This window comes from Streptomyces sp. BE303 (genome assembly GCF_036290945.1).
GTDB lineage: Bacteria > Actinomycetota > Actinomycetes > Streptomycetales > Streptomycetaceae > Kitasatospora.
The window spans coordinates 58,510-81,837 of sequence record NZ_JAQYWZ010000767.1 but is presented as its reverse complement, the minus strand read 5'-3'; the positions used below and the strand labels follow the sequence as shown (position 1 = coordinate 81,837).

The following is a 23,328-nucleotide window of genomic DNA, read 5'->3' as shown; positions in this document are numbered from 1 at the left end:
ACGGGTAGGGCCCGCCCTACCTCCCGGAGTGGCCCCCGGCCTGCTGCCCCGCACCACCCCGCGGCGGTTCGCTGGACCCCATGAGAATGCTGCGGATCGCGCTCAAGTCCCTGAGGGCACGCTGGATCTCCCTCCTCGGAGCCTTCCTCGCCCTCGCCCTCGGCGTCGCGATGACCGCCGTCATGCTGCTCGGCCTCGCCGCCGCGCTCGGCACCCCCGGCGGCCCGGGCGGCGAGGAGCTGGTCTCGCTGGTCGCAGCCCTCGGCACCGCCGGCGGGGTGAGCGCGTTCGTCTCGGCGTTCGTCGTCGCGTCCACGTTCTCCTACGCCGTCGCCCAGCGGCGCCGGGAGCTGGGTCTGCTCCGGCTGGCCGGTGCCACCCCCGCCCAGGTCCGCCGTACCGTGCTGGCCGAGGCGCTGCTGCTCGGCGCGGTCGCCTCCGCCGCCGGCTGCGCGCTCGGCCGGCTCGGGGCGCCGGTGCTGCTCCGCCAGCTGGCCGGCGTGGGGATGGCCCCGCCCGGTTTCGCCCTCGGCCCGACCGGCTGGCCCCTGTTCACCGCGTTCTGGACCGGCCTGCTGGTCGCCCTGTGCGGTGTCGCGGTGGCCGCCCGCCGGGCCGGCCGGGTCGGCCCGCTGGACGCCCTGCGCACGGCCGACCTCGACGCCGGTGTGCTGACCGTCGGGCGCCTCGTCACCGGGCTCGGCCTGCTGCTGACCGCGGCCGTCCTCACCGCCGCCGCGCTCGCCACCGACCCCGTCGACCTGCTGCACCGCAAGACCTACACCACGCAGCCGATGTGGCTGATCTCCGCGTGCGGCCTGCTCTCCCCGCTGTTCGCCCCTCCCCTGGTCCGCGCCCTCGGCCGGCTCGCCCCGGCCCGGTTCACCGGGTACGCCGGGCGGCTGGTCCGCGCCAACGCCGCCGCCGCGCTCCGCCGGACCGGCGCGGTGGCCGCGCCGGTGCTGGTGTCGGTGGCGCTGACCGGTTCGCTGGCGGGTGCGCTGGACACCGTGAGCGCCGCCCGCTCCGCCGAGGCCCGCGCCCGTACCGCCGCCGACCTGGTCGTCGTCCCCGCCGACGGCGGCGCACCCGGCGCGACGGCGGACGCCCTGCGTGCCGTCCCCGGCGTGACCCTGTCCCCCACCGGTCCGACCCGCCTCTCGCTGGTGGAGCCGGACGGCGTGGTGGTCCGCTCCGAGGCGCGGGTGGCCGACCCGGCCGGGCTCGCCGCCCTCGCCCGGCTGCCCCTGCTGGCCGGTTCTCCGGCCGACCTCGACGACGGCTCCCTCGTCCTGCCGGCGGAATGGGGGCGCACGACGATCGGCGAGCCGGTCCCGGTGGTCCGGGCCGACGGCAGCCGGGCGACCCTGCGGGTGGCCGCCGTGCTGCGCGACGGCCTCGGCGACAACGGGCTGTACGTCACCGCCGCCAACGCGCCCGGCGCCCGCACCGACCGGATCGAGGTGCGCCTGGACCACCTCGCCGACGCCGAGCGGGTACGTGCCGCCGAACAGGTACGGACCGCCGCGCGGGCGTCCGGCGCGACGGTGTTCAGCCGCGAGGACTGGCTCGCCGCCACCGCGCCCGCCAAGGCCCGGACGGCCTGGCTGCGTATGGTGCTGGTGCTCGGTCTGGCCCTCGTCTACACGGGCATCGCCCTCGCCAACACGATCCTGAAGGCCACCGCCGACCGCCGTCGCGAACTCGCCCTGCTCCGCCTGGCGGGTGCCGGCCGGGCCCAGGTGGTGCGGCTGGTGACCGCCGAGTCGGTGCTGGTGGTGGCGGTCGGCGCGGTCCTCGGCTGCGCGGTGACCGCCGTCCAGCTCGGCACCATGCACGGCGCGGCGGCCCTGCTCGGCACGCCGTCACCGTGGGTCCTGCCCTGGCGGCCGGTCGGCCTCGTCGCCGCCGGCGCCGTCCTGCTCGCGGCACTCTGCGCCGCCCCGGCCACCGCCTGGGCCCTGCGTTCCCGCCCGGTCACCGCCGCCGCCCGCTGAGCCACTGAGCCACTGCCCGTTGAGCCGCCGGTCCGGCCGGTCGGGGGACGGCCCCGCCCCCGCCCCCGGTCGTCGGCGGCCCGGGCCGGGCCGCCGTCCTCACACCGCGACCAGGCCCGCCGGCAGGGTGAGGCCGCGCAGCTCCCGGATCAGCGCCCGCACCGCCGCCGTGCCCGCCAGCTCCGGCGTCGTCACGTATCCGACGTGGCGGCTCGGCGGACGCGGCCCGAGGTCGGTGAGCGCCAGCCCGGCCGGGGCGCCGAGCAGGGCGGTCCGGGGCATGATCGCCATCCCCAACCCCTGCGACACGAGCGAGACGGCCACCGTGTCGTCCTCGACGTCGATGGTCGCGGGCGGGATCCAGTCCTGCCGGTCCCACCAGTCCCGGGTGTACGAGCCGCAGTTCTCGTCCCAGTCGACCAGCGGCAGCCCGTGCGGTGCCGGGTGGCCCACCGGGTGCACCAGCGCGTACTCCTCCTCGAAGAGCCGGACGGAGAGCAGTCCGGGCACCGGTGGCGGCACGCTCGCGTCCAGGGTGGCGAGCCCGAGGTCGGCACGGCCGTCCGCGACCTCGCCGGCCGTGCCGCGCCCGATCTCACGGACGATCCGGACCTGCGGTGTGAGCCCCGGGTGGCGGGCGGCGAGCCGGGCCAGAACGGGCGGCAGCAGGTGCGCGGCGACGCTGCGGAAGGCGGCGATCCGCAGCGGCCCGGTGACCGCCCCGGCGTGGTCCCCCGCCCCCGCGGCCCGCACCTCGGGACCCATCGCCGCGAGCAGCCGCAGAACCCTCCGGGCGTACGCGACGGCCCGTACGCCCGCCTCGGTCGGGCGTGCGCCGTGGCGCCCGCGGTCGAAGAGCACCGCGCCGAGCTTCCGCTCGCAGGTGCGCACGGCGTGCGAGACGGCGGACTGGCTCGTGCCCAGGCGCGCGGCAGCCGCCGTGAACCCCTGCGCCTCCTCCACCGCGACCAGGACCCGCAACTCGTGCGGGGCGAGGTCCGGACCCGGCTCACCCATGCCACTCACTCCTGCCACTCAGCCCGGTCGGTCGGCCCCGACCCTCGGTCCTGAGCCTCGGCCCCGACCCTCGGTCCTGGCAGTCAGCCCCGGCGCTCGTCCGGGCCACCCGTCGACACCGCCGAACCTACCTCCCCACCCGCCTTCCATCGATTCCGCTCATGGAACCGACCCACCCATCACCGCTGCCCCCTGCCCGGCTCCGCCCCGCCTCCCTACGGTGATCATCACCGCCCCAACGATCCCGGAGCCCACCATGCCCCGCCCCGTCGCCCACGTCGTCCACCTCGTCTCCCGCCCCACCGGCGCCCCCGGCGCCGAGAACTTCGCCTTCCTCGACGAGACCGTCCGGCCCCTCGCCGACGGCGAGGCCCTGGTCGAGAACGTCTACCAGTCCGTCGACCCGTACATGCGCGAGGAGATGGACGCGACCGGGAGCTGGGAGCTGCACGCCCCGTTGGAGGGCCGCGCCCTCGGCCGGGTGGTCGAGTCCCGGACGCCGGCCCTCCCCGTCGGCGCCCTCGTGCACCACCGCCGGGCCTGGCGCACCCTCTCGGTGGTCACCGCCGCCGAGACGACGGTCCTCCCGGACTTCGCGGGCGTCCCGCTCAGCGCCCACCTGGGCATCCTCGGCGGCACCGGCCTCTCCGCCTGGGTCGGCCTGACCCGGGTCGCCCGGCTGCAGCCGGGCGAGACGGTCTTCGTCTCGGCGGCGGCCGGCGGGGTCGGTACGGCGGCCGGCCGGATCGCCCGCCTCCTCGGCGCCGGCCGGATCGTCGGCAGCGCCGGCTCGGCCGCCAAGGTGCGGCACCTCACCGAGGACCTCGGATTCGACGCCGCCTTCGACTACCACGACGCCCCGATCGCCGACCGCCTCCGCGAGGCCGCCCCCGACGGCCTGCACGTGTACCTCGACAACGTCGGCGGCGACCACCTCGAAGCCGCCATCGCCGCCCTCCGCGACCACGGCCGGATCGCCTGGTGCGGGGCGGTCGCCCAGTACAACCGCCTCCAGTCGCCGCCGCCCGCCCCGCGCAACCTGTTCGACGTGGTCGGAAAGAGCCTGCGGCTGGAGGGCTTCCTGGTCCGCGACCACCTCGACGCCCGCCCCGAGCTGTACGACTTCCTCGTCCCGCACCTGCGCTCCGGCGCCGTCGTGCCCGACGAGACGGTCGTCGAGGGTTTCGACCGGGTCGTCGAGGCCTTCCTCGGCATGCTCCGGGGCGCCAACACCGGCAAGATGATCGTCCGGCTCGCCGACGTCCCCCGCTGACGGCACCGGGCCGGCAGCGGCTGCGGTCGGCTGCGGTCGGCGGTGACTGCCGAGCGGCGGCGGTCAGGGCAACAGCGTGATCTCCGTCCCGGCGAGCCGCGCCCGGTCCGCGACCACCTCGAAGCCCGCCACCCGCCCGTCCGCGACCGTCATCAGCAGGACCAGCCACAGGCGCCCGCCCGGCGCGATCGCCACCCCGATCCCGCCGTCCACCAGCACCGGCACGCCGAACCGCGCCCGCTGCCCGATCACCCGGGTCTCCCGGGCCACGGCGAGCGCGCCGCGCGCCACCGCCGGACGCCCGGCGGGCAGGGCCGCCGGGTCGGCCCGGCGCACCACGTCCGGCGCCAGGACCGCGAGCAGCGCGTCCAGGTCGCCGCCGCGCGCGGCGGCGAGGAACGCCTCCACCACCGCGCGGTGCCCGGCCGGCGGCGCCGGCTCCGCCCCCGCCGTCCCCCGGACCCGCTGCCGGGCCCGGCTGGCCAGTTTCTTCGCCGCCACCGGCGTCCGCCCGACGACCCGCCCGATCTGCTCGAACGGCACCGCGAACCCGTCGTGCAGCACGAACGCGACGCGCTCGGCCGGCCCCAGCCGGTCCAGCACCACGAGCATCGCCCGGCCCACCTCCTCGACCAGCTCCGCCTCCGCCTCCGGTCCTTCCACCACCGGTTCCTCGACGTGCGCCTCCCGCCTCCCGGCCCCCGCCCGCGCCCGCAGCACGTCCAGGCAGATCCGCGAGACGACCGTGGTCAGCCACCCCGGGAGGTTCTCCACCGCCGCCGCGTCCGCCCGCTCCAACCGCAGCCAGGCCTCCTGCACGGCCTCCTCGGCCTCCCCCGTCGAGCCGAGCATCCGCTGCGCGACCGACCGCAACCGCCCCCGCTCTGCCTCGAACCGCACCGCCAGTTCCTCGCGCCCGTCCATCGGTCACCTTTCCTCGCGCGGCCCCGTCACAGGGTTGACGATCCCCGCTCCACCGAGGTGACAAGGAGCCTCCCGATGACCGCCACCCCCGCCGTCCCCGCCGTCCCCGCCGTCCCCGCCACCCTGCTCCACCTGGACTGCAGCGCGAGTCCGCCCGGCGAGTCCGTCAGCCGCCGGCTGACCGCCCGCTTCGCCCGCACCTGGCAGGCCCGCCACGGCACCGCCGGCTACCGTCACCGCGACCTCGCCGCCGATCCGGTCCCGCCGATCGGAGCCGCCTACGCCGCCCTCGGCGTCCGCGTCGAACGCCGCGGCACGGTCCCGCTCGCCGACGTCCGGGCCGTCGCCGCCTCCCCCGGCGAACGGGACGAGTGGTCCCTCACCCTTCCCCTGATCACCGAGCTCCGGGCGGCCGGCACCCTCCTGCTCGGCGTCCCGATGTACAACTTCACGGTTCCCGCCGCGCTCAAGGCCTGGATCGACCGGGTCACCTTCCCCGGCGCCTTCAGCGACCCCGTCACCGGCCGCAGCCTGCTCGCCGCCACCCGGGTCGTCGTCGTCACCGCCCGCGGCGGCGCCTACGGCCCGGGCACCCCGCGCGAGGCCTTCGACTTCCAGACCCCTTACCTGCGGGCGTACTTCGACAACCTCGGCGTCCCCGCCGAACACCTGAGCTTCGTCCACGCCGAACTCACCCGCGCCGACGACGTCCCCGCCCTCACCCCCTACCGCCCCCTCGCCGCGACCTCCCTCAGCGCGGCCCGCACCGCCCTCGCCGGCCTCGCCGCCGCCTGACCTCGTACGACCGGGCCGGCGAGGGTGTCGCCCTCGCCGGCCCGGTGACGTGCGTCGGTGCTCCGGCTACCGCGCGCCCCACGGCTCGTCGCTCGGGACGATCTCGCGGCCGAGCGGCATCAGCGAGACGGGGATCAGCTTGAGGTTCGCCCACCCGAACGGAATGCCGATGATCGAGATGAACAGCGGGATGCTGGTGATCAGGTGCGCCAGCGCCAGCCACCACCCGGCGAACACCAGCCAGATCACGTTGCCCACGAAGGACGGCGCCCCCGCGTCCGGCCGCTCCACCGCCTTGCGCCCGAACGGCCAGAGGACGAACCCCGCCAGCCGGAACGCGGCGATGCCGAACGGGATGGTGATGATCAGCACGCAGCAGATGATTCCCGCGATCACGTAGCCGATCGCCATCCAGATGCCGCAGAAGATCAACCAGAGGACGTTCAGGACGAAGCCGATCACCTTCATGGTTGGCACCCTCTCACGGTCGACGGTCGACCCCTATGACCAGCCATGCCCGCTGTGACCCGTGTCTACGCCGCCACGGAAAGCACTCCGCGCCGCCCGGGCTGGCCGGGCGGCGCGGAGCAGGGGCGGGGGCCGTCAGTCGCCGAGGCCGATGCCGGTGTCGGTGAAGGTGCCCGCGACACCGTGCTGGCCGATGACCAGGATGCCGTCGAAGTAGCTGGCGCCGTCGGGGCCGAAGTGGACGCTGGTCAGGTGCAGGGCACTGCCGTCCGGGCCGACCGCGAAGGAGCCCTTGTCGAAGTGGGCGACGGGCACGGCGTCGCCCGCGGCGTCCGCGGAGGCGACGGTGGCGCCGCAGACGGCGAGCGGGAGGACGACGGCGGTGGCGGCGAGGATGCGGTGCATGGTGCGCATGGAAGAGCCCTTTCGAGGCGTTGGATTTCGGCCCGGTGGTGAACACCGGCTGTCACCATTCCGGCACGTGCGCACACGAACCGCTACCGGTGGAAGCCATCCGTGACCCGTCGGTCCGTCGACTCGTCACCCTCCGCACCGGGCGGGGCGGAGCCGCTACAGCGGGGTGACGGCCTTCAGGACGAGGAGCAGGGCCACCGCCGCGTTGAGCGCGGACACCGCCGAGGCGGCGGTGCCGAGGGCCGCCACGAGGGCGGCGAGCCCGGCGGGGGTGCGGGCGGGCGGCCAGTTGCGGGAGCTCGGGACGGGGCCGAGCAGGGCGGCGACGCGGCGGGGCACCGGGCCGGGACCGGGCGCGGCGAAGGCGGGGAAGGCCGCGTAGGCGGGCGCCCGGTGGGAGGCGAGGGCGGCGCGGGCCACGGCGCGGGCGGTGATCCGCCGGTCGCCGACGGCCTGGGCGGACTCCTCGTCGGCCCAGCGTTCGGCGCTGTAGGCCACGGCGCGCTGGAGCGGGCGCAGGAAGGGGTTGACGCAGCCGGCCAGCTGGGTGGCCAGCAGGTGGCGGTGGTGCCGGTGGGCGAGGTGGGCGCGTTCGTGGGCGAGCAGGGCGGCGCGCTCGTCGTCGGCGAGACCGGCGAGCATGCCCGTGGAGACCACCACGCGTCCGGGCGAACGGAGGGAGCCGGGCAGCGCGTAGGCGTACGGGGCGGAGTCGGGGAGCAGCGCGACGTCGGAGGCGCCGGGCAGCGCGCGGCCGAGCGCGCGCCGGGCACGGGCGCGGATCCGCAGGTGGCGGGCGACCGTCCGGACCAGGGCCACGAACACCACCGCGAGGACGAGGAGCGCCGCCGTGCCGACCGTCTCGTGGTACGGCAGGGCCGCCCGGACCTCCGGGTCGGACCAGCTGTCGGGCAGCGGGTTGCCGGGGATCTGCGCGGTGCCGACGACCCCGATCAGGCCGAGGCAGAGCGCGCTGCACAGCGCCATCACGATGCTGATCCCGGTCAGCAGGCGGGCCGCGCCGCGCGGGTGGAGGTGCTGCTCGGTGAGGCGCGCGATCGGCAGCGCCGTCAGCGGCAGGACGAGCGGGAGGAAGACGAAGACGCCCACGGTCGGTTCCCGGGCTCAGCTCTCGCGGTCGGTCGCCGACGGGCCGGGCGCCGCCGGGCCCGTCGTCGGCAGATCGGGCGCGGAGGCGCTGTCGAGCAGCGTGCGCAGCAGTTCCTCGTCGTGCGGGAGCAGTGCGGTCACGAAGCTGGCGAGCACGGCGTCCCGGTCGGCCTCGCCGTCGAGGACCCGGCGCATCCGGAGGGCCGCGAGGCCGGCCGCGTCGGAGGCGGCCTGCCAGAGGTAGGAGCGGCCGGACCGGGTCCGGGAGACGGCGCTCTTGGCGTGCAGCCGGGAGAGGATGGTCATCACGGTGGTGTACGCGAGGTCGCCGTCGAGGCGTTCCTGCACCCATCCGGCCGTGGCCGGGCCCGGCGCCTGCTGGAGCACGGCCAGCACCTGCGCCTCCAGCTCGCCCTGGCCGCGCCGCCGGGCCCGCGGGTCCCCGGCCGTCGGGGTGTTGGTGTCCTCTGCCATGCCGGTCATCCTAACGAGCAGGTAAAGGGAGCCCGGTCGCCGCCGGTGTCCGCGCCGGTCAGACCTGCCGCCGGTGCGGTGGTTCGCAGGCGTTCCACCGCCGGCCGGGTACGACGGTGCAGGGCGGTGCAGGGCGGTGCCGGGCGGTGCCGGCCGGTGCGGCACGGGTCACCCGAACAGGCGTGTCCGGTTGCCCGGCACCGGCCGGAGGTGGACGGTCGAGATCCGGACGCCTCTCCGAACGCCTGTCCGGCCCCGGCGTCCGGCCCTGGAGGAACCCATGAGCAGCACGTCGACCCCTCCCGATCAGCCGCCGCCCTGGCGCTCCGGCACCGGCGCGCCGCCGCCACCGGCCTCGGCCACCCGGTTCAGCGACTGGGCGCCCGGCCTCGTCGTCTTCGCCGGTGTCCTGATGCTCCTGAACGGCATCATGGAGGTGCTGCGGGGCATCATGGCGGTCCACGAGGACGAGGTCTTCCTGAGCTCCGCCCGGTACGTCTTCCGGTTCGACCTCACGGGCTGGGGCTGGATCCACATCGTCGTCGGCGCGCTGGTCGCGGTGGTCGGCGCGTTCGTCCTCAAGGGCGCCGCCTGGGCCCGGTACACCGGCGTCTTCCTCACCGCGGTGAGCGCCGCCGACAGCTTCCTGGCGATGCCGTACTACCCGTTCTGGTCGATCACCGTGATCGCGCTGGACGTCTTCATCATCTGGGCCCTCTGCGTCTACCGGCCCGAGCGCACCGCCTCCTGATCCCCGTCGCCCGGGCCCGGGACGACCACGGGCCCGGGCGCCCCGGCCTCACGCCCCGGTCTCACGTCCGGGACCGCTGGGTGACCGCGATGCAGAGCAGCACCGCCACGGCCGTGACGGGCGCGGCCGCCGGCAGCTCCTCGCCCAGCAGCAGCACCGACCAGACCAGCGCCAGCAGCGGCTGCGCCAGCTGCAGCTGGCTGGCCTTCGGCACACCGATCTCCGCCATTCCCCGGTACCAGAGGACGAACCCGCCGAACTGGGAGACCGCCGCCGTGTACGCGAGCCCGGCCACCGCCTTCGCCCCGAACCCGACCGGCTCGACGGCCAGCGCTCCCGCCGTGATGAGCCCGGTGACCGGCAGCGCCACGACGACCGCCCAGCCGATCACCTGCCAGCCCGGGATCTCCCGGGAGATCCGGCCGCCCTCCGCGTACCCGGCCGCGCAGACCAGCAGGGCCGCGAACAGGTAGAGGTCCGCGACGCTCGGCCGCCCGTGGCTCTGCACCAGCGTGAAGCCCAGCACCGCCGCGGCGCCGGCCAGCGCCGCGCACCAGAAGGTCCGGGACGGACGGCTCGCCGCGCCGGTGCCACCGGACCGGCCCGACGCCCGGCGCGCCCTCAGCGCGGCGACCGACGCGGTGGCCAGCGGCAGCACGCCGATGACGACCGCGGAGTGCGCGGTCGAGGAGCTCTGCAGCGCGAGCGTGGTGAGCAGCGGGAAGCCGAGCACGCAGCCGGCCGAGACCACCAGCAGGCCGGGCCAGTGCCGCCGTTCGGGCACCGGGACGCGGGCGGCGGCGAGGCAGAGTGCGGCGAGCAGGCCCGCCAGCAGGCCGCGCAGCCCGGTGGCCGTCCACGGGCCGAAGCCGGTCAGCGCCCAGGAGGTGGCGGGGAAGCTGAACGAGAAGGAGAGGACACCGAGGGCCGCCAGGGCGGTGCCGGTGACGCCGACGGCGGGTGCCGCGCTTCCGGGACCGGGGCCGGTGGGGCCGACCGGGTGGCTCGTCGCGGGCTTCGCTGCTACCGCCGCACGATGCGTAGCGCTATCTTGTGTCTTCATGAACGAGCGTAGCAGTGTGGTCGAACTCGCCGACAGACTGCGCCGGGAAGTGGAGCGCTACCCGGAAGGACGGAAGCTGCCGTCGAGCCGGGTCCTGACGGAGCGGCACCAGGTCAGCCCGGGAACGGTCTCCCGGGCGGTCGCCGTGCTGGCCGCGGAGGGCCTGGTGGTCTCCCGGCCCGGCGCCGGCGTCTTCCGGACCTCCGCGACCGCGCCGACCGCGGCGTCCGCTGCGTCCGACGGCGCTCACCCGCACGCCCCGCCGCCCGCCCGCCCGGGCGACCTCTCCTGGCAGGAGGTCGCGCTGAGCGCCGAGGCCGGCCCGCGCGACGTCGGCGCCGGACCGATGTTCGCCATGCTGAACGTCCCCCGGCCCGACGTGCTCGACCTCAACGGCGGCTACCCGAACGCCTCGCTCCAGCCCGAGCGCCTGCTCGCCGCCGCGCTGGCCCGGGCCGGACGCCGGCCCGGCGCCTGGGACCGCCCGCCGGTGGACGGGCTGACCGAGCTGCGCGCCTGGTTCGCCCGGGACATCGGCGGCAGCGGCGGCCCGCTCGGCGCGGGCGACGTGCTGATCACGGCCGGCGGCCAGAGCGCTCTCACCATCGCCCTGCGCTCGCTCGCCTCCCCGGGCGCCCCCGTGCTGGTCGAGTCTCCGACCTACCCGGGCGCCCTCGCCGTGGCCAGGGCCGCCGGGCTGCGGCCGGTCCCCGTCCCGGTGGACGGGGACGGCGTGCGCCCCGACCTGCTCGCGGCCGCCTTCGACGCCACCCGGGCCCGGGTGTTCTTCTGCCAGCCGCTGTTCCAGAACCCGACCGGCGCGGTGCTCTCCCCCGATCGCCGCGCCGAGGTGCTGCGGATCGCCCGGACGGCCGGCGCCTTCGTGATCGAGGACGACTTCGCCCGCCGCCTGGTCCACGCCGACGCGCCGGCGCTGCCGCGCCCGCTGGCCGCCGACGACCCGGACGGCATCGTGGTCCACCTGAGTTCGCTCACCAAGGCCACCTCGCCCAACCTGCGGATCGGCGCGCTCACCGCGCGCGGCCCGGCGCTGCAACGGCTGCGCGCCACCCAGGTGGTGGACAGCTTCTTCGTGCCCAGGCCGCTCCAGGAGGCGGCCCTGGAACTGGTGGCCGACCCCGGCTGGGCCCGCCATCTGCGCACGCTCGGCGCCGAACTGCGGGACCGTCGGCGGGCCGCGGTGGCGGCGCTGCGCCACGAGCTGCCCGGGCTGCTGGGCGCGCACCGGTTCGGCGGCTACCACCTCTGGCTGCGGCTCCCCGACGGCACCGACGAGACGGTGCTCACCGCGGCGGCCCTGCGGGCCGGCGTGCTGGTCACCCCGGGCCGCCCGTACCACCCCGCCGAGCCCCCGGCCCCGCACCTGCGGCTCAGCTACGCGGCCGCGGACAGCCCCGCCATGGTGGCGGAGGGCGTCCGGCGCCTCCGGCGGGCGTACGAGGAGACGACCGGCTGAGCCCGGAGGGTCCCCGCCGCGGCGGGGACCCTCCGGGCCCGCGCGAGGTCAGTCCCGGCGGCCTGCCATCCGCTCCAGGCGGGCGATCCGCTCGGCCATCGGCGGGTGGGTGGAGAACAGCTTCGTCCCGGCCTCGCCCGGCCGGAACGGGCTGGCGATCATCATGTGGCTGGCGGTCTTGATCTGCGGCTCGGGGGGCAGCGGCAGCTGCCGGGTCCCGGCGTCCAGCTTCCGCAGCGCACCGGCCAGGGCGAGCGGGTCGCCGGTGATCCGGGCGCCGTCGGCGTCGGCCTGGTACTCCCGGGAGCGGCTGACGGCCAGCTGGATCAGCGAGGCGGCCAGCGGTCCCAGGATCATGATCGCGAGCATCCCGAACAGGCCGGGCCCGTCGTCGTCGTCACCGCGGCCGAACGGGATCAGCCAGGCGAAGTTGACCAGGAACATCACCACCGAGGCGAGCGCCCCGGCCACCGAGGAGATCAGGATGTCGCGGTTGTAGACGTGGCTCAGCTCGTGGCCGAGGACGCCGCGCAGCTCGCGCTCGTCGAGCAGGTGCAGGATGCCGTCGGTGCAGCAGACCGCCGCGTTGCGCGGGTTGCGGCCCGTCGCGAACGCGTTCGGGGCCGGGGTCGGCGAGATGTACAGCCGGGGCATCGGCTGGCGGGCCGAGGTGGAGAGCTCCCGGACGATCCGGTAGAGCCGCGGTGCCTCGATCTCGCTCACCGGGCGGGCCCGCATGGCCCGCAGGGCGAGCTTGTCACTGTTCCAGTACGCGTAGGCGTTGGTGCCGAGGGCGACCACCAGGGCGACCACGAGGCCCGTCCGGCCGAAGAAGCTGCCGATCACGAGGATCAGCGCCGAGAGGCCGCCGAGCAGGGCGGCGGTCCTCAGTCCATTGTGCCGGCGGTGCACGGCTGGCCCTCCAATGGTGCGTGGGGAAGCCCTTTCTGCCTCGTCCCTCTTGCCCGGTCAACGGGTGGGGCCCGGGGCCTTGTTCCCTTGTGACCAGCGCGACACCCGACCGGAGGACCAGCTCAGACGTACCGGGGCCTCCCCGCCCGCCTCAGAACAGCGAGCCGCCGACCACCTGGAGCACCAGTTGCGGAGCCACCGACAGCACCACCGCCGCCGAGGCGGTGAGCCCCAGGGTGGCCGTCAGGGTGACCGGAAGCCTCCGCTCGGAGGCGGCCGGCGCCTCCCCGGCGGCCTCCGCCGGGGCGAACAGCCGCGCCGTCCAGAGCAGGTAGTAGTACAGGGCGACGACGACGTTGACGGCCATCACCGCGGCCAGCCAGCCCAGCCCGGCGTCGACGGCGGCGCGGAACACCACCACCTTGCCGAAGAGGCCGATGACGCCCGGCGGCAGCCCGGCCAGGCAGAGCAGGAAGAAGGCCAGCGCCAGCGCCGTCCAGCGCCTGCGGGCGAACAGGCCGCGGAAGTCGTCGACGCTGGTCCCGGCCCGGCGGCCGACCGCCGCCACCACGCCGAAGGCGCCGAGGTTGACCACGCCGTAGATCAGCGCGTACGCGGCGGTGGCGCCCAGCGGGTCGCTCGTGGTGGGCGCGTAGCCGGCGGCGGCCAGCGGCACCAGCAGGTAACCGGCCTGGCCCACCGAGGACCAGGCGAGCAGCCGCACCGCGCTGAACCGGGTGTCGAACCGCTGGCGCAGCGCGCCCACGTTGCCGACGGTCATGGTGACGGCCGCCAGCACCCCCAGCACCAGGCCCCAGGTGTGCGCGTACGGGCGGAAGGCGATCGTGGTGACCAGGGCGAGCCCGGCGAGGCCGGCCGCCTTGCCGACCACCGAGAGGTAGCCGGCCACCGGGAGCGGGGCGCCGGTGTAGGTGTCGGGCACCCAGAAGTGGAACGGGACGGCGGCGACCTTGAAGGCGAAGCCGGCCAGCGTGAGCACCGCGCCGGCCTGGGCCAGCGGCTTCAGCTGCGCGGGGGCGTGCTCCAGGCCGGTGGCGACGGCGCCCAGGTGCAGGCTGCCGCTCGCGGCGTAGACGAAGCCGACGCCGAGCAGCATCACGGCGGTCGCGGTGACGGAGGAGAGGAAGAACTTGAGCGCGGCCTCGGCCCCCCGGCCGTCCCGGCGGAGCGCGACCAGCGCGAAGGCCGGCAGCGAGGCCACCTCCAGGGCGATCACCAGGGTGGCGAGGTCGCGGGAGGCGGGCAGCAGGGCGGCGCCGGCGGCGCTGGAGAGCAGCAGGAACCAGTACTCGCCGCCGGGCAGCTTCTCGTCCTCCACGGTGTGCGCGGAGAGCAGGGCGGCGATCAGCGCGCCGCCGAGCGCGAGCAGCTGGAAGACCAGGGCGAAGTGGTCGGCGACGTACGAGCAGCCCGCGTTGTCAGTGACCCCTGTTACGTTCTGCGCACAGAAGGTGGCTCGGGGTGAGCCTCCGACGAGCGGGAGGAGCGCGATGAGCGCCAGGGCGAGTCCGCCGGCCGTGAGCCGGCCGAGCAGCCGCTTGTGGCGCTCGGGCAGGAAGAGGTCGGTGACCAGCACCGCGAGGGCGGCCAGCGCGGCGATCAGCGGGGGCGCGATCGCCACCCAGTCCACGGACTGGATCAGGCTGCCCGGGTTGGCTACGGCGAGGGAGGTCACAGTGGGCTGCCCCGTGGAGTGAGGTCCGAGTGCGGTGCCGGTCGCGGCGCCGAGCTGTCTGCCCGTGCCGAGCTGCGTGCTGAGCTGCGCGCCGAGGAGCTGGGCGCTCAGCTGGGTGCCGAGCATGGTCAGCCACCCCCGAGGAGGTGCTTGACGGCGGGCTCGGAGAGACCGAGCAGGAGAGCGGGCCAGAGACCGGCCAGCAGGGTGAGGGCGACCAGCGGCGTCCAGCTGACGGCCTCGTACGGGCGCAGGTCGGCGAGTTCGGCCACCGGTGCGGGCTGCTTCGGATCGCCCATGCAGACCCGCCTGACCACGATCAGCAGGTACGCGGCGGTGAGGAGGGTGCCGAGACCGGCCAGGACCATGTAGGTGACGAATGCGGGACGCGAGAGGCCCTCGGCCGGGTCGAACGCGCCGAACATCGCGAGCAGCTCGCCCCAGAAGCCGGCCAGCCCGGGCAGGCCGAGGCTGGCGACGGCCGCGAAGGCGAGCAGCGCGCCGATCCGCGGTGCCCGTCCGTACAGGGCGGCGCCGGTGGTACCGGCCAGGGTGTCGAGGTCCGCCGTGCCGTAACGGTCCTTGATCGCGCCCACCAGGAAGAAGAGCAGACCGGTGATCAGACCGTGGGCGATGTTGGCGAACAGCGCGCCGTTGACGCCCACCGGCGTGAGGGAGGCGATGCCCAGCAGGACGAAGCCCATGTGGCCGACGGAGGAGTAGGCGATCAGGCGCTTGAGGTCGCCCTTGGCACCGGGCCGCGCCAGCGCGAGGCAGGCCAGCGAGCCGTAGACGATGCCGACGGCGGCGAAGGCGCCCAGGTAGGGGGCGAGGGTCGCCGTGCCGTCGGGGACGACCGGGAGGAGGACGCGGACCAGGCCGTACGTCCCCATCTTCAGCAGCACGCCGGCGAGCAGCACGGAGCCGACCGTCGGGGCCGCCGTGTGCGCGTCCGGGAGCCAGCTGTGCAGCGGCCAGGCAGGGGCCTTGACCGCGAGCCCGACCATGATCGCCAGGGCGGCGATCACCTGGGTGGAGTGGCTCAGGCCCGAGCCGTGGGCGGCGGCCAGCGCCTGCATGTCGAAGGTTCCGGCCTTGCCGCCGACCAGCAGGAAGCCGAGCAGCATCACGGCCGACCCGAGCAGCGTGTACAGGATGAACCGGTTGGCGGCCGGCACCTTGGCCCCGGTGCCCCAGCGGGCGATCAGGAAGTACATCGGGATCAGCACGATCTCGAAGGCCACGAAGAAGAGCAGGAGGTCCAGCACCGCGAAGGTGGCGAGCATGCCCACTTCGAGGAGGAGGAACAGCCCGACGAAGGAGCGGGCCGACGGCACGCCCTCCCCGGACGGCAGCCGCCGCTCCGAGTACAGCGCACAGAGGAAGGTGAGCAGCGAGGTCAGGACGATCAGCGGGAGCGAGACGCCGTCCACACCGAGGTGGAACCGCACGCCGATGGCCGGGATCCAGGCCACGTCGGTGGTGGCCTGCATCCGGGCGGGCTCGTCGTGGTCGAAACCGGCCGCCAGGACGACGGTGAGCAGCAGGACGACGCCGGTCAGCACGGTGCCGAAGCGCAGCGCGCGCCGGTCGGCGGCGGCCGCGTCGGTGCCGAACACCGGCGCCAGGGTGAGCGCGGCGCCGAGCACCGGCAGGGCCAGGAGGGCGATGAGGACCGCGTTCATCGGGGGCTCCTACGGGCTGCGGTCGACGGGGTGGGACGGATCGGCTGGTTCATCCGGCTACACCGCCACCAGGACGACCAGCAGGACGACGCCGGCCAGCAGCGCGCTGAGGTACGTCTGCGCGTTGCCGGTCTGCGCGAGCCGGACGGCCCGGCCGAGCAGGTTGGCACCGACCCCGCTGCCGCGTACGTAGGTCTCCACGACCTCGCGGTCGAGGAAGCGGACCAGCCGTGCGGCGGCGGCCACCGGGCGGACGAACAGCGCTCCGTAGAGCCGGTCGACGCCGAAGCCGTGCCGGGCCGGGTCGAACAGCGGACCGAGCAGGGCGCGTCCGGGATCGGCGGCGATCACCTCGGCGGCCGGGGATCCGGCCTGCTCGGGTACCCGGCCCGCCGCCGCGGGGGCGGGCCGCCCGGCGCCGAGCCGGGCCGCGGCGGAGCGCCAGGCCCCGTACGCCAGCAGGATGCCGACCACGGCGAGGCCGGTGCCGGTGACGGCGGTGACCGCCGAGGGCCGCAGCGAACCGCCGTCGAGCAGTGCGGGCAGCCAGTCCGAGCGCAGGCCGGCGACGCCGAAGCCCACGGTCGGGAGGGCCAGCACCCACAGCGGCCAGCGCATCGCGGGCGGCTCGGCGGTGGCCGGGTCGGCCTCGTCCACCTCGGGCGAGTAGGGCGCACCGGCCTCGTGGTCGGAGGACCCCGCGGCGGTCGGCGCCGAGACCCCGGCACCGGCGGCGACGGCGGCGACGGCCGTGGCCGGCGCCCCGGCGGTGGCCGGGCTGTGGAACGCGACCAGGAACATCCGGGTCGCGTACGCCGCCGTGAGCAGCGCGGTGAGCCCGGCCGAGATCAGCACGATCCACCCGGCCGCCTGCGGCACGGCCGAGGCCGGGCCGACGCCGTTGGTCAGCGCCTCGCCGTTGGCGGCGTGCTCGGCGGCGGTCAGCACCGCCTCCTTGCTGAAGAAGCCGGAGAACGGCGGCAGACCGACCAGGGCGACCAGGGCGATGCCCATCGTCCAGTAGGCGTCCGGGACGCGCTTGCGCAGCCCGGGCATCCGGGACATCACGGAGATCGAGTTGGTGTGCGCGGCGTGGATCACCACACCGGCGGCGAGGAAGAGCAGCGCCTTGAAGGCGCCGTGGCTGACCAGGTGGAAGACGGACGCCTCGCGGTCGCCGCTGGCCAGCGCGCCGGCCATGTAGCCGAGCTGGCCGACGGTCGAGTAGGCGAGCACCCGCTTGAGGTCGTCCTGGGCGAGCGCGCAGAGCGCCGAGCCGATCATCGTCACGGCCGCCATCACCGCCAGCACGACCAGCGCCGCGCCGGAGAGCAGGAAGACCGGCAGCAGCCGGGCGACCAGGTAGATGCCCGCGGCGACCATGGTGGCGGCGTGGATCAGCGCGGAGACCGGGGTCGGGCCGGCCATCGCGTCCGGGAGCCAGGTGTGCAGCGGGAACTGCGCGCTCTTCCCGGCCACACCGGCGAGCAGCAGCAGCGCGGTCAGCGTGGGGTGGCCGAGCTGTCCGTCGGCGGCGGCCCGCAGCACGTCCTCGATCCGGAAGCTCCCGGCGTCGGCGCCGAGCAGGAAGATGCCGAACAGGAACGGGACGTCGCCGAGCTTGGTGACCAGGAAGGCCTTGAGCGAGGCCGAGCGGGCGTCCTGGGTCTCCCAGTGGTGGCCGATCAGGAAGTACGAGCAGATGCCCATGATCTCCCAGCCGACCAGCAGCACGATCAGGTCGCCGGAGTACACGACCAGGAACATCGCCGCCGTGAAGAGCGAGACCAGCGCCGCGTACGAGGGGTAGCGGGGGTCGTCCTTGAGGTAGGCGGTCGAGTAGACCTGCACGCAGGTGGCGACCAGGCCGACCAGCACGGAGATCAGCGAGCTGTAGCCGTCCAGGTGGAAGGCGAGCGCGATGTCCGGGCCGCCGGTCGGGGTGAGGCGGGTGGCGACGTCCAGCGACTGACCGCTGCCGAGCTGGATCGCGACGACCAGGGCGAGCACGGCCGAGACGGCCACCGGCACGATCGCCAGCGGCCTGGCCAGACCGGGGACGCGCTTGCCGACGGCCAGGGTGGCGGCCGCGCCGAGCGCGGGCAGGGCGGGGACGAGGGCGGGCAGGGCGAGGTTCATGCGGCGGCCCGGCCCTTCAGCGCCTCGGCTCCGACCGGCGCCTCCTCGATGTCGACGGTGGACTCCGCCGGGTCGCCCAGCGTGGTGACCTTGTCGATGTCCGCGGTGCCCCGGGCCCTGAACAGCAGCAGGACGACGGCGAGCCCGAGTCCGATCTCGGCGGCGGCGATGGTGATGGTGAACAGGGTCAGCGCCTGGCCGGCGTGCAACGAGTCGCGCAGCCAGACGTCGAAGGCGACCAGGTTGAGGTTGACGGCGTTGAGCATCAGCTCGACGGACATCAGCACCAGGATGACGTTGCGCCGGGCGAGCACGCCGTACACGCCGACGCTGAACAGCAGCGCGGCGAGGACGGCGGGGTAGGCGAGGTGCATCAGCCCTCCTGCTCGGGGGTGGTCGGAGCGGAGGCCGGAGGGGAAGCGGGAGCGGAGGCGGCGCCCTCGACGGCCGGGGCAGCCGTGGCGGCCGGGGCGGCCTCGACGGCCTCGACGGCCGGAACCGCGGGGGCGGCCTTCGGCGCGGTCGCGGCGACCGTCCCGTTGGAACCCACCGGCTTGCCGGCCCGGATCCGCCCGGCCCGGGGCACCGGCACCCGGCGTCCGCCGCCGCGCGACAGCACGATCGCGCCGACCAGCGCGGCCAGCAGCAGCACCGAGAGCGCCTCGAACGGCAGCACCCACGTCCGGAACAGGCTCGCGCCCGTCACCGCCGCGGAGCCACCGCCCGCGCCGAGGTCGATCCAGGACGTCCGGAAGGCGTCCACGACCAGCGTCACCAGGGTGCCGCCCGAGGCCAGCGCCACCACCAGGGCGACCCAGCGGTTGCCCGAGTCGGCGTCCGGCGAGCGCCCGATCGGCGCCTTGGTGAGCATCAGCCCGAACAGCACCAGCACGACCACCGAACCGAGGTAGATCAGGACCTGGACCCAGGCGATGAACTCGGCGGTGAGCAGCAGGAACTCCACCGCCAGCCCGCCGAGCGCGGCCACCAGCCAGAGCGCGGCGTGCACCAGCTGCTTGGTGGTGACGGCGACGACGGCCGAACCGAGCACCGCGATGCCGACCAGCAGGAAGACGATCTCCACCCCGGTCGGGGAGAGGAAGGAACGCGCGGCCGGGTCCAGCGACCCGGTCGCGGCGAGCAGGGTGGCGGCGCTCACTGCGCGTCACCCCCCTGTTCGAGTGCCGCGGCGGCGGCCAGCTTGTCCGCGGCCTTCCGCGCGGTGGCGATCTCCTTGGGCTCCTCGGCCGCCGGGTCCAGCGCGGGCGGCACCGGTACGGTCCACATCCACTCCCGGAGCCGGTCCCGCTCGTGGGTGAGCTCCAGGATGTCCGTCTCCGCGTACTCGAACTCGGGCGACCAGAACAGCGCGTCGAACGGGCACACCTCGATGCAGATCCCGCAGTACATGCAGAGCGAGAAGTCGATGGCGAACCGGTCCAGCACGTTGCGGGTGCGGGCACGGGCGTTCGGGTCGGCGGCCGGCAGCGTCTCCTTGTGGGAGTCGATGTAGATGCACCAGTCCGGGCACTCGCGGGCGCAGAGCATGCAGACCGTGCAGTTCTCCTCCAGCAGCGCGATCACGCCGCGCGAACGCGGCGGGAGGTCGGGCTGCACCTCGGGGTACTGCGCGGTGACGGTCTTCTTCGTCATCGTCCGCAGGGTGACGGCCAGGCCCTTGGCCAGGCCGGCGCCGGGGAAGCTCATGAGATCGCCACCTTGATGACGCCGGTGAGGGCGAGCTGGACGAGGGCGAGCGGGATCAGCACGGTCCACGCGAGGCGCATCAGCTGGTCCTCGCGCAACCGGGGGTAGGTGACCCGCAGCCAGATCACCACGAAGGCGAGCGCGAAGGTCTTCAGGATGGTCCACAGCCAGCCGAGCTGGTCCGGCAGCGGTCCGTGCCAGCCGCCCAGGAAGAGCACCGCGGTGAGCGCGGAGACGACCAGGATGCCCACGTACTCGGAGAGCAGGAACAGCGCGAAGCGCAGGCCGGTGTACTCGGTGTACGCGCCGAAGATGATCTCCGAGTCGGCGATCGGCATGTCGAACGGCGGGCGCTGCAGCTCGGCCAGACCGGCCACGAAGAAGACGAACGCGCCGATGATCTGCCACGGGATCCAGTACCACTCCCAGGCGTCCATGATCCCGGGCAGCGACAGCGTCCCGGCGGCCATCGCGACGGACGCCGCCGCGAGCACCATCGGCAGCTCGTACGACATCAGCTGCGCGGCCGTCCGCAGGCCGCCGAGCAGCGAGAACTTGTTGGCCGAGGCCCAGCCCGCCATCAGCTTGCCGATCACGCCGACGCCCATGACGGCGAGGACGAAGAACAGTCCGGCGTCGACCGCCTGGCCGACGAAGCCGTCCGGGCCGACCGGGATCGCGAGCAGCACGAAGAGGTACGGCAGCAACGAGACGGCGGGCGCCAGCTGGAAGATCCGCCGGTCCGCGCCGGCCGGGACGATGTCCTCCTTCTGCGCGAACTTGACCCCGTCCGCGACCAGCTGCGCCCAGCCGTGGAAGCCGCCGGCGTACATCGGGCCGAGGCGGCCCTGCATGTGCGCCATCACCTTGTGCTCGGTCTGGCCGATGAGCAGGGGGAAGGTGAGGAAGACGACCAGCGTGGCGACGCAGCGCAGCGCCGTGTCGAGCAGGTTCACGCGCTGTCTCCGTCCTGGCCGGCCGGTTCGGCCGGTGTCCCGCCGTCGTCGCTCTTCCCGCTCGGGCCGTCGCTCGGGCCGTCGCTCGGGTCGCCCGCCGCGGCCGGCGCGCCGGACTCCGGCTTCGTGGGCGCCTCGGGCTCCGCGGACCTGTCCGCGTCGGGGGCTTTCGGGGAGTCGTCGTGGGCCGGAACCGGGTTGTGCCACGGCGCGTCGGCGGACCTGGTCCGCGCGGGCGCCGGGCGTCCGGGCCGCTCCTCACCGGCGACCGCAGGAGCGGCACTTCCGGGAGCCGGAGCTTCAGGAGCCGGAGCTTCAGGAGCTTCGGGAGCACCGGTCGCGGAAGCCGGGGCCTCCGGGGCGGGTGCCTCCGGAGCGGGCGCGGCAGCCGCCTCGGGGGCCCGCGTCGCGTCGGCCTCCGGTCCCGCGCCGGCCGCCTGGCTCACCGAGCCGTCGGAGACCGACCGGACCCGGCGCGGCCGGTCCGCCCGCACGACCGCGCCGCCCTCGGCGGACGCACCCGCGGCACGGGCCGCAGCCCCGGCAGCCCCGGCAGCACGCGGGGTCCGGGCCGCGCCCGCCGCCCGCGCGGCACGCGCGGGCCGCTCCGCGACCGGCGGAAGGGTGCCCTTGAGGGGACCCCACTCGTTCGGGTCCGGCACACCGGCCGGCTGCATCTTGCGCCGCGCCGGCCCGTCGCCGTGGTCGGACTCGCCCGGCTCCTTGGCGCCCGGCCAGGCCTTGGCGACCCGGGCCGCGAGCACGAACTCCTTGCGCAGCGGGTGCCCCTCGAAGCCGTCCGGCAGCAGCAGGGTGGCGAGGTAGGGGTGTCCGGGGAAGTCGATGCCGAACATCTCGTGCGTCTCGCGCTCGTGCCAGGCGGCACCGGCGTACACGGACACGGCGGTCGGCAGGGCGGCCTTCTCGCGCGGCACCCGGGTGCGCAGCGCCAGGTGGCGGACGCCCGGGGCGTCGACGGAGGCGAGGTGGACGATCACGGAGAAGCCCTCGGCCAGCTCGTCGACGGCGCTCAGCCAGTCGAAGAAGCCCAGGCCCAGCGTGTCACGGGCGGCGGTGAGCGCCTCGATCCAGTGCTCGGCGGGGACGTCGACGGTGATCAGCCCGTACGCTTCGGCGCCGGTCGCCCACTCCCCGACCGACGCCGCGTACTGCTCGGCCGTGGTCATGAGGCCCCTCCCTCGGCGGAACCGGGCCCGGCCACCAGCGGGCGGCGGAGCGCCGCGGCGGGTGCGGTGTAGCGGCCGGGCAGCGACTCGGCGGCGATCTTCTCCTGCAGTTTGAGGATGCCCTGGAGCAGCGCCTCCGGACGGGGCGGGCAGCCGGGCACGTAGACGTCGACCGGGATGATCTGGTCGACCCCCTTGGTGACGGAGTAGGAGTCCCAGTAGGGGCCGCCGGAGTTGGAGCAGGCGCCGAAGGAGATGACGTACTTCGGCTCGGGCATCTGCTCGTAGAGGCGCTTGACCGCGGGCGCCATCTTGTCGGTCACCGTCCCCGAGACGATCATCAGATCGGCCTGCCGGGGGCCCGGCGCGAAGGGGATGACGCCCATCCGGATGAAGTCGTGCTTGGCCATCGACGCGGCGATGAACTCGATCGCGCAGCAGGCCAGGCCGAAGTTGAAGCACCAGAGGCTGTAGCGCCGCCCCCAGTTGAGGACGACCTTGACCGGGTCCGGCGCGAGCCGGGCCAGCGGGCCGATGCTGCGCCGCTCGGCGGCGGCGCCGGGGCGCGACGGGTCGGGCACGCCCAGCGGAACCGGACCGTCCGGGGCGCCGTGCCCGTGCGGGTGGGTGTGCGTCACGTCCATTCCAGAACGCCCTTCTTCCAGGCGTAGAGCAGCCCGACCGCGAGGAAGCCGATGAAGACGAACATCTCGATCAGCGTCCCGGCGCCGTAGCCGGCGGAGGCGAAGACGGTCGCCCACGGGAACAGGTAGATCGCGTCGACCGCGAAGATCACGTACAGGAAGGCGTAGACGTAGTAGCGGACCTGGGTGTGCGCCCAGTCCTCCCCCACCGGGTCCACGCCGCACTCGTAGGCGAGGAGTTTCTCGGGCGAGTACACCACCGGCCGCAGCAGGCGGTTCGCGGTGAACGCCACGACGACGAAGAGCACGCCGACGACGGCGAGCAGGCCCATCGCGGCGTACGCGTCGAAGTAGCCGCTGCCGGCCGCCGGGTCGGCCGCGGCGACAGCCGCCTGCTGCCCCTCCATGCCCTCGCCTCCACATCGGCCGTGGAAACCGCCCGCAGGGCAGTTCTACGACGTCTCTTTACACGCTCATAACCATCGCCAGAGCGTGAGTCTAAGTGCACCGCACAGGTACCCCGTACCCTGCCCGATCCGCAAGACGGCCGGTGGACGTCCGGTGGACGCCCGGTATCGCCGCCCCACCTCGGACGGGGTGGGGATAACCCCCGCCCGGGAAGACGTATCACCCCCATGG

General features: G+C 75.0%; 23 protein-coding genes. 5 read left to right on the top strand and 18 right to left on the bottom strand.

The window, feature by feature from the left end:
* The first annotated feature begins 80 nt into the window (after window positions 1–80).
* Window positions 81–1,997, top strand: a complete 1,917-nt coding sequence (locus PUR56_RS23320) for an ABC transporter permease (protein ID WP_329950343.1) — start codon at window positions 81–83, stop codon at window positions 1,995–1,997.
* A gap of 99 nt (window positions 1,998–2,096) precedes the next feature.
* On the opposite strand, the gene PUR56_RS23315 is transcribed toward PUR56_RS23320, so the two are convergent.
* Window positions 2,097–3,014: a LysR family transcriptional regulator gene (locus tag PUR56_RS23315; RefSeq protein ID WP_329950342.1), complete on the bottom strand. Its 918-nt coding sequence runs from the start codon at window positions 3,012–3,014 to the stop codon at window positions 2,097–2,099.
* A gap of 256 nt (window positions 3,015–3,270) precedes the next feature.
* On the opposite strand from PUR56_RS23315, the gene PUR56_RS23310 reads away from it, so the two are divergent.
* On the top strand, window positions 3,271–4,287 hold the full coding sequence (locus PUR56_RS23310) for an NADP-dependent oxidoreductase (RefSeq protein ID WP_329950341.1): 1,017 nt from the start codon (window positions 3,271–3,273) through the stop codon (window positions 4,285–4,287).
* A 63-nt stretch (window positions 4,288–4,350) separates the two neighbouring features.
* Here the strand turns inward: PUR56_RS23310 and PUR56_RS23305 are convergent, their stop codons facing one another.
* Window positions 4,351–5,211, bottom strand: coding sequence for a sigma-70 family RNA polymerase sigma factor (locus PUR56_RS23305; RefSeq protein WP_329950340.1), 861 nt, complete (start codon window positions 5,209–5,211; stop codon window positions 4,351–4,353).
* A 75-nt stretch (window positions 5,212–5,286) separates the two neighbouring features.
* On the opposite strand from PUR56_RS23305, the gene PUR56_RS23300 reads away from it, so the two are divergent.
* The gene (locus PUR56_RS23300) at window positions 5,287–6,006 is read left to right on the top strand and encodes an FMN-dependent NADH-azoreductase (RefSeq protein WP_329950339.1); all 720 of its coding nucleotides are present in this window, start codon (window positions 5,287–5,289) and stop codon (window positions 6,004–6,006) included.
* A gap of 66 nt (window positions 6,007–6,072) precedes the next feature.
* Here PUR56_RS23300 and PUR56_RS23295 read toward each other — a convergent pair whose 3' ends face one another.
* The 4 genes from PUR56_RS23295 to PUR56_RS23280 all read right to left on the bottom strand — a co-directional run bounded on the left by PUR56_RS23295 (window position 6,073) and on the right by PUR56_RS23280 (window position 8,472).
* Window positions 6,073–6,474 (bottom strand): YccF domain-containing protein, encoded by a 402-nt coding sequence (locus PUR56_RS23295; protein ID WP_329885741.1) that lies wholly within the window; start codon window positions 6,472–6,474, stop codon window positions 6,073–6,075.
* Between the two features lie 135 nt (window positions 6,475–6,609).
* Entirely contained in the window at window positions 6,610–6,888 is a 279-nt protein-coding gene (locus PUR56_RS23290) for a hypothetical protein (protein ID WP_329885455.1), read from the bottom strand.
* Window positions 6,889–7,044: 156 nt separating this feature from the next.
* Entirely contained in the window at window positions 7,045–7,998 is a 954-nt protein-coding gene (locus PUR56_RS23285) for a M48 family metalloprotease (protein WP_329950338.1), read from the bottom strand.
* A gap of 15 nt (window positions 7,999–8,013) precedes the next feature.
* The gene (locus PUR56_RS23280) at window positions 8,014–8,472 is read right to left on the bottom strand and encodes a BlaI/MecI/CopY family transcriptional regulator (RefSeq protein ID WP_329950337.1); all 459 of its coding nucleotides are present in this window, start codon (window positions 8,470–8,472) and stop codon (window positions 8,014–8,016) included.
* A 280-nt stretch (window positions 8,473–8,752) separates the two neighbouring features.
* Here PUR56_RS23280 and PUR56_RS23275 point away from each other — a divergent pair, with 280 nt between their 5' ends.
* The gene (locus tag PUR56_RS23275; RefSeq protein ID WP_329950336.1) at window positions 8,753–9,223 is read left to right on the top strand and encodes a DUF7144 family membrane protein; all 471 of its coding nucleotides are present in this window, start codon (window positions 8,753–8,755) and stop codon (window positions 9,221–9,223) included.
* 61 nt (window positions 9,224–9,284) lie between these two features.
* Here PUR56_RS23275 and PUR56_RS23270 read toward each other — a convergent pair whose 3' ends face one another.
* Complete coding sequence (locus PUR56_RS23270) at window positions 9,285–10,286, bottom strand: DMT family transporter (RefSeq protein ID WP_329950335.1); 1,002 nt, start codon at window positions 10,284–10,286, stop codon at window positions 9,285–9,287.
* On the opposite strand from PUR56_RS23270, the gene PUR56_RS23265 reads away from it, so the two are divergent.
* The gene (locus tag PUR56_RS23265; RefSeq protein ID WP_329950334.1) at window positions 10,285–11,763 is read left to right on the top strand and encodes an aminotransferase-like domain-containing protein; all 1,479 of its coding nucleotides are present in this window, start codon (window positions 10,285–10,287) and stop codon (window positions 11,761–11,763) included. The two genes, PUR56_RS23270 and PUR56_RS23265, sit on opposite strands and share 2 nt — an antisense overlap.
* Before the next feature lie 48 nt (window positions 11,764–11,811).
* Here the strand turns inward: PUR56_RS23265 and htpX are convergent, their stop codons facing one another.
* From htpX to PUR56_RS23210, 11 genes are all read right to left on the bottom strand, one after another.
* On the bottom strand, window positions 11,812–12,675 hold the full coding sequence (gene htpX, locus PUR56_RS23260; RefSeq protein WP_329885461.1) for a zinc metalloprotease HtpX: 864 nt from the start codon (window positions 12,673–12,675) through the stop codon (window positions 11,812–11,814).
* A gap of 151 nt (window positions 12,676–12,826) precedes the next feature.
* Window positions 12,827–14,371 (bottom strand): NADH-quinone oxidoreductase subunit N, encoded by a 1,545-nt coding sequence (locus PUR56_RS23255; RefSeq protein WP_443034553.1) that lies wholly within the window; start codon window positions 14,369–14,371, stop codon window positions 12,827–12,829.
* Between the two features lie 128 nt (window positions 14,372–14,499).
* Window positions 14,500–16,056, bottom strand: a complete 1,557-nt coding sequence (locus PUR56_RS23250) for a complex I subunit 4 family protein (protein WP_329950332.1) — start codon at window positions 16,054–16,056, stop codon at window positions 14,500–14,502.
* A 57-nt stretch (window positions 16,057–16,113) separates the two neighbouring features.
* Window positions 16,114–18,195 carry an NADH-quinone oxidoreductase subunit 5 family protein gene (locus tag PUR56_RS23245; protein WP_329950331.1) on the bottom strand — a complete coding sequence of 694 codons (2,082 nt, stop codon included), beginning with the start codon at window positions 18,193–18,195 and terminating at the stop codon, window positions 16,114–16,116.
* Complete coding sequence (gene nuoK, locus PUR56_RS23240) at window positions 18,192–18,569, bottom strand: NADH-quinone oxidoreductase subunit NuoK (RefSeq protein ID WP_329950330.1); 378 nt, start codon at window positions 18,567–18,569, stop codon at window positions 18,192–18,194. Before nuoK ends, PUR56_RS23245 begins: the two co-directional genes overlap by 4 nt.
* Complete coding sequence (locus PUR56_RS23235) at window positions 18,569–19,354, bottom strand: NADH-quinone oxidoreductase subunit J family protein (RefSeq protein ID WP_329950329.1); 786 nt, start codon at window positions 19,352–19,354, stop codon at window positions 18,569–18,571. Before PUR56_RS23235 ends, nuoK begins: the two co-directional genes overlap by 1 nt.
* On the bottom strand, window positions 19,351–19,902 hold the full coding sequence (locus tag PUR56_RS23230; protein WP_329950328.1) for a NuoI/complex I 23 kDa subunit family protein: 552 nt from the start codon (window positions 19,900–19,902) through the stop codon (window positions 19,351–19,353). Before PUR56_RS23230 ends, PUR56_RS23235 begins: the two co-directional genes overlap by 4 nt.
* A complete protein-coding gene (nuoH, locus tag PUR56_RS23225; RefSeq protein WP_329885468.1) occupies window positions 19,899–20,858 on the bottom strand; it encodes an NADH-quinone oxidoreductase subunit NuoH in 960 nt (319 codons plus the stop codon). The genes PUR56_RS23230 and nuoH overlap by 4 nt, the downstream gene beginning before the upstream one ends.
* The gene (locus tag PUR56_RS23220) at window positions 20,855–22,045 is read right to left on the bottom strand and encodes an NADH-quinone oxidoreductase subunit C (protein ID WP_329950327.1); all 1,191 of its coding nucleotides are present in this window, start codon (window positions 22,043–22,045) and stop codon (window positions 20,855–20,857) included. The genes nuoH and PUR56_RS23220 overlap by 4 nt, the downstream gene beginning before the upstream one ends.
* Entirely contained in the window at window positions 22,042–22,689 is a 648-nt protein-coding gene (locus PUR56_RS23215) for an NADH-quinone oxidoreductase subunit B (RefSeq protein ID WP_329885470.1), read from the bottom strand. The genes PUR56_RS23220 and PUR56_RS23215 overlap by 4 nt, the downstream gene beginning before the upstream one ends.
* Window positions 22,680–23,096 (bottom strand): NADH-quinone oxidoreductase subunit A, encoded by a 417-nt coding sequence (locus PUR56_RS23210; protein ID WP_329885471.1) that lies wholly within the window; start codon window positions 23,094–23,096, stop codon window positions 22,680–22,682. The genes PUR56_RS23215 and PUR56_RS23210 overlap by 10 nt, the downstream gene beginning before the upstream one ends.
* Between the last annotated feature and the right edge of the window lie 232 nt (window positions 23,097–23,328).

Excerpts from the sequence above, each read along its gene's own strand:
- PUR56_RS23220 (WP_329950327.1), bottom strand. The coding sequence starts at position 22,045 with ATGACCACGGCCGAGCAGTACGCGGCGTCGGTCGGGGAGTGGGCGACC.
- PUR56_RS23270 (WP_329950335.1), bottom strand. The coding sequence starts at position 10,286 with ATGAAGACACAAGATAGCGCTACGCATCGTGCGGCGGTAGCAGCGAAG.
- PUR56_RS23310 (WP_329950341.1), top strand. The coding sequence starts at position 3,271 with ATGCCCCGCCCCGTCGCCCACGTCGTCCACCTCGTCTCCCGCCCCACC.
- PUR56_RS23210 (WP_329885471.1), bottom strand. The coding sequence starts at position 23,096 with ATGGAGGGGCAGCAGGCGGCTGTCGCCGCGGCCGACCCGGCGGCCGGC.
- PUR56_RS23265 (WP_329950334.1), top strand. The coding sequence starts at position 10,285 with ATGAACGAGCGTAGCAGTGTGGTCGAACTCGCCGACAGACTGCGCCGG.
- PUR56_RS23315 (WP_329950342.1), bottom strand. The coding sequence starts at position 3,014 with ATGGGTGAGCCGGGTCCGGACCTCGCCCCGCACGAGTTGCGGGTCCTG.
- PUR56_RS23295 (WP_329885741.1), bottom strand. The coding sequence starts at position 6,474 with ATGAAGGTGATCGGCTTCGTCCTGAACGTCCTCTGGTTGATCTTCTGC.
- PUR56_RS23305 (WP_329950340.1), bottom strand. The coding sequence starts at position 5,211 with ATGGACGGGCGCGAGGAACTGGCGGTGCGGTTCGAGGCAGAGCGGGGG.
- PUR56_RS23230 (WP_329950328.1), bottom strand. The coding sequence starts at position 19,902 with ATGAGCTTCCCCGGCGCCGGCCTGGCCAAGGGCCTGGCCGTCACCCTG.
- PUR56_RS23215 (WP_329885470.1), bottom strand. The coding sequence starts at position 22,689 with ATGGACGTGACGCACACCCACCCGCACGGGCACGGCGCCCCGGACGGT.
- PUR56_RS23275 (WP_329950336.1), top strand. The coding sequence starts at position 8,753 with ATGAGCAGCACGTCGACCCCTCCCGATCAGCCGCCGCCCTGGCGCTCC.
- PUR56_RS23280 (WP_329950337.1), bottom strand. The coding sequence starts at position 8,472 with ATGGCAGAGGACACCAACACCCCGACGGCCGGGGACCCGCGGGCCCGG.
- PUR56_RS23250 (WP_329950332.1), bottom strand. The coding sequence starts at position 16,056 with ATGAACGCGGTCCTCATCGCCCTCCTGGCCCTGCCGGTGCTCGGCGCC.
- PUR56_RS23290 (WP_329885455.1), bottom strand. The coding sequence starts at position 6,888 with ATGCGCACCATGCACCGCATCCTCGCCGCCACCGCCGTCGTCCTCCCG.
- PUR56_RS23300 (WP_329950339.1), top strand. The coding sequence starts at position 5,287 with ATGACCGCCACCCCCGCCGTCCCCGCCGTCCCCGCCGTCCCCGCCACC.
- PUR56_RS23245 (WP_329950331.1), bottom strand. The coding sequence starts at position 18,195 with ATGAACCTCGCCCTGCCCGCCCTCGTCCCCGCCCTGCCCGCGCTCGGC.
- PUR56_RS23320 (WP_329950343.1), top strand. The coding sequence starts at position 81 with ATGAGAATGCTGCGGATCGCGCTCAAGTCCCTGAGGGCACGCTGGATC.
- nuoK (WP_329950330.1), bottom strand. The coding sequence starts at position 18,569 with ATGCACCTCGCCTACCCCGCCGTCCTCGCCGCGCTGCTGTTCAGCGTC.